The 4,320-nt window shown below is 67.2% G+C and carries 5 protein-coding genes; all 5 read right to left on the bottom strand.

Going from position 1 to position 4,320, the window contains the following annotated elements; all coding sequences use genetic code 11:
* On the bottom strand, positions 1 to 871 hold an 871-nt coding region (locus A3728_RS08715; protein WP_067922278.1), incomplete at its 3' end, for an aminotransferase class III-fold pyridoxal phosphate-dependent enzyme.
* A complete protein-coding gene (locus A3728_RS08720) occupies positions 868 to 1,896 on the bottom strand; it encodes an ABC transporter ATP-binding protein (protein WP_067922281.1) in 1,029 nt (342 codons plus the stop codon). The genes A3728_RS08715 and A3728_RS08720, both read right to left, overlap by 4 nt.
* Positions 1,893 to 2,897 (bottom strand): ABC transporter ATP-binding protein, encoded by a 1,005-nt coding sequence (locus A3728_RS08725; protein WP_067922284.1) that lies wholly within the window; start codon positions 2,895 to 2,897, stop codon positions 1,893 to 1,895. The genes A3728_RS08720 and A3728_RS08725 overlap by 4 nt, the downstream gene beginning before the upstream one ends.
* Positions 2,894 to 3,757, bottom strand: coding sequence for an ABC transporter permease (locus A3728_RS08730; RefSeq protein ID WP_067922287.1), 864 nt, complete (start codon positions 3,755 to 3,757; stop codon positions 2,894 to 2,896). The genes A3728_RS08725 and A3728_RS08730 overlap by 4 nt, the downstream gene beginning before the upstream one ends.
* Positions 3,754 to 4,320, bottom strand: a 567-nt coding sequence (locus A3728_RS08735; RefSeq protein WP_150120700.1) for an ABC transporter permease, incomplete at its 5' end; no start/stop codon positions are given. The genes A3728_RS08730 and A3728_RS08735, both read right to left, overlap by 4 nt.

Here is a 4,320-nt window from a genome sequence, read left to right on the forward strand (position 1 = left end):
TCACGAAGACCTTGTTCGCCGCCTCGCGGAAGCTGTCGCTGCCCGTCACCGCCGAAAGAGCGTGCCCGTTGGCGATGGCCTTGGAAAAGGCGCTGAGGTCGGGCCGCACCGACAACCCTTCGAGCGCACCGCCCATGTTCAGCCGGAACCCGGTGCGCACGTCATCGACCACCATCGCGGCACCGGTTTCGTCACAGGCCTTGCGCACGGCATCCGCGAAATCCTGCGTCGGCATTTCCTGCGGCACGCCGAGGTCATGGCGAAAGCCCGAAACGACGATGGCGGCCAGATCATCACCGGCTTCGGCCACCGTGGCCCTGACGCTGTCGGTGTCGTTGAACTCGAAATGCATCAGATGCGCGCGGTCTTCTGCGGTCACCCCGGTCAGCGAGGGCGAACACCATGGCACCGCCCCGTGATAGGCCCCCCGTGCAATCATGATCTTGCGCCGCCCCGTACCCGCCCGCGCGATGGTCACGCAGGATGTCATCGCGTCGGAGCCGTTCTTCTGGAACAGTGCCCAATCAGCGTGGGCCACGGTATCGACCAGCTTCTCGGCAAGGGTGACGGCCTGTTCGGTCGGCCCGTTGAGGCAGACCCCCTGCTCGGCTTCCCGGCGCACGGCCTCTTCCACCAGCGGATGCCGATGGCCGAGGATGATCGGCCCCCATGCGCACATGAAATCGATGTATTCACGCCCGTCCACGTCTGTCACCCGTGCGCCTTGGCCGCTGGCAAAGAACTGGGGGTAGCCGCCGGGCAGGGCTTCGGCGCGCTGATGGCCCCACATGCCGCCGGGAATGACGCGTGCCGCCCGGTCGCGCAGCGCGCGGTCGCGTGACGCATTGGTCTGGATGAAGGGCGAATTCATGCGCCGGCTCCTTCTGAAAGGGATTGTTCGTCTTGTGCCGCCGGGGGCGGGCCGGGGAAGTGACAGGCCACCGCACGGCCCTCTCCATCGTCGTCGAGGTTCGGCTGCACCTCGGCACAGAGCGCCTGTGCCCGGGGGCACCGCGTGCGGAACCGGCATCCCGAAGGCGGGTTGAGCGGGCTCGGCAGATCGCCCTCCAGCACGGTGCGCCTTCGCGCCCGCTCCCGGATCGGGTCGGCCAAGGGAATGGCCGACAAAAGCGCCTGCGTATAGGGATGCTGCGGGTCGGAGAACAGCCGCTGCGCGGGCCCCGTCTCGACGATCTGGCCAAGGTACATCACCCCGATCCGGTGCGAGATATAGCGCACCACGCCCAGATCATGCGCGATGAAGACAAAGGCAACGCCCAGCCGTTCCTGCAGATCGCGCAGCAGGTTCAGAACCCCCGCCTGTATCGACACGTCGAGCGCCGACACCGGCTCATCCAGCACCACGACCTTCGGATCGACGGATATCGCACGCGCAATGCCGATACGCTGGCGCTGCCCACCCGACAGTTCGTGCGGATAGCGGTCCGCCACGTCCTGCGGCAGTTGCACGAGATGGATGAGCTCTTCGATCTTCGCCGCCTCCTCCTGCGGGCGCAGGCGCAGCAGCCGCATGCCTTCGGACAGGATGCGCCTGATCTTCATGCCCGGATGCAGCGATGCCATCGGATCCTGGAAAACGATCTGAAGGTCGCGCCGCACGGGCCGCATCTCTGCCGGAGAAAGGGTGGTAATGTCCCGCCCCGCCAGAACGACGCGGCCGCCCGATGGTTCCAGCAGGCGCAGGATGCAGCGGCCCAGCGTGGATTTGCCGCAACCGCTTTCCCCGACAAGCCCGAAGGTTTCGGCCTGCCCGACGCTGAAGCTCACCCCCGATACCGCGCGCAGCATCTGCGCGGGGCGCGTGCCCAGCAGGTTCGAGCCGACGGGAAAATCCTTCGACAGGTTGCTGACCTCTAGGACCGGAACGCCGCTCATGTGCCCACCGCCCGGGGCCTCGGGCCCTCATCCAGCAATTCCTCTGCCCGCAGACATGCCGTTCTGGTGGGGCCGACCGCCCGCAACGCGGGATCGCTCTCGCGGCAGGGCTGCTGCGCGAACGTGCAGCGCGGGGCGAAACTGCACCCCGGCGGGCGCGAAAAGATCGACGGCGGCGTGCCCTCGATCGGTGTCAGTTCCTCGTCGATCCGGTCCAGCTTGGGCATCGCCGCGATCAGGCCGCGCGTGTAGGGATGCGCACTGTGGTAAAAGATATCCTCCGCGCGCCCCGTCTCCACCACCCGCCCGCCGTACATCACGGCGATATCGCGCGCCATGCCCGCGACCACGCCCAGATCATGGGTGATCAGCACGACGCCGATGCCACGTTCCTGCGCAAGCTTTCGCAGCAGATCGAGGATCTGCGCCTGCACCGTAACGTCAAGCGCGGTGGTCGGTTCATCCGCGATCAGCAGGGCCGGATCGTTCGCCAGCGCCATGGCGATCATCGCGCGCTGGCGCATGCCGCCGGAAAATTCGTGCGGATACTGCTGCGCGCGGCGTTCCGGCTCCGGTATGGCGACCTGCTCCAGCAGACCGATGGCGCGGGACCGTGCCGCTCCGCGTCCGATGCGGCGGTCATGCAGGCGGATGGCCTCGACGATCTGTGCGCCGATGGTCAGAACGGGGTTGAACGCGCTCAGCGGGTCCTGAAAGACGCAGCCGATATCGCGCCCGCGGATCCTGCGGATATCCCGGCGCGACATGCCGATGAGTTCGCGGCCCTTGAACCGCGCCGAACCGCTGACGGTCGCCTGTTCGGGCAGCAGCTGCAGCAGCGCCATCATCGCGACGGATTTACCCGACCCGCTTTCGCCGACGATGCCCAGCACCTCGCCCTCGTCCAGCGTGAAATCCACACCGCGCACCGCTTCCACGGGGCCACGGGGGCCGGGAAAGGCGGCGCGCAGGCCGGTGATATCCAGCAGCGGTTCGCTCATGCCGCCGCCCGCCGGTCGAGGATGTCGCGCAGCCCGTCCCCCAGAAAGGAGGTGGCCAGCACGACCGAAAGGATCGCCATGCCGGGGCCGGCGGCGATCCACCAGCTATAGAACTTGGCCGCCCCTTCGGAAATCATGCTGCCCCATTCGGGGCTCGGCGGTACCGCGCCCAGCCCGATGAAGCTGAGCGAGGCGGCAAGCAGCGCCACCTGTCCGAAATCCATCGTCGCGTTGATCAGCGTCGGCGTCCAGCACAGCGGCAGGATATGCACCACCAGCACCCGCCCCCGGCCCGCGCCACCGGCAATCGCGGCCTCCACATGTTCGCGGGTGCGGACCTCCAGCACCTGCGCGCGCATCAACCGGGCATAGATGGGCCACCAGACGATGATCATGGCAAGACCCGCGTTCGGCAGACCCGGCCCAAGGGTCGCGGCCACGGTCATCGCCAGCAGGATCGGCGGAAAGGAAAGGGTGACATCCGCGGCCCGCATGATGACGGCATCGAGCCAGCCGCCGTAATAGCCCGATATGGCCCCAAGTGCCGAGCCGATGATGACCGCCGCGACAACAACCATCACCGCCACGGGAATGGTATAGGCCGCACCGTGCAGGGTGCGCGACAGCACGTCCCGCCCCAGCGCATCCGTGCCCAGCCAATGTTCGCCACTTGGCGGTTGCAGCCGCCGCCCGGCCATCATCAGCGGATCGACGATGGGCCAGAACTGGACCGTCAGCACGGTGATGGCCCAGAAGAGCAGGATCACGATACCGATCTGCGCCGTCACCGGCAGCCGACCCATCGAGGCGCGGATCTGGCCCAGCCTGCCCGGGCGGGGCATGTCGCCCACCGCGCTCATCCCGACACCTTGATGCGGGGATTGGCCCAGGCATAGGCGATGTCCGTCACCAGATTGGCCAGCAGAAAGGCAGTCGCGCCCACGATCGTCACCCCGCCGATGGCGGGGTAATCAAGCGACCGCGCTGCGGCCACCGCGTAGGATCCGATGCCGGGCCAGCTGAATATCGCCTCGGTCAGAACGGCGCCGGTGATGAGATAGGCAAAGGTAAAGCCCAGCACCGTCAGCACGGGGATCAGCGCATTGCGCAGCGCGTGGTTCATCAGAACGACCCGCTCCGAAGCGCCCTTGGCCCGTGCGGTGCGCACGTAATCCTGACCCAGCGCCTCCAGCAGCGAAGAGCGCACCAGCCGCGCCACGATGCCGATCACGGACCAGCCCAGCACCAGCGCCGGCAGGGCGAGATGGCTCAGTACCTGCAGAAGAAGCGCCCAGTCCCCCGCCAGCACCGCATCGATGCTGTAGAAACCGGTGACCTCCTCGGGCGGTCTCGTCCGCGCATCGAGACGCCCGGTCCCGGGGGTCCATTTCAGTTGGACGGAAAAGACATAAAGCATGATCAG

Origin of the sequence: Sulfitobacter sp. HI0040, assembly GCF_001634885.1 — a bacterium.
Lineage (GTDB): Bacteria > Pseudomonadota > Alphaproteobacteria > Rhodobacterales > Rhodobacteraceae > Sulfitobacter.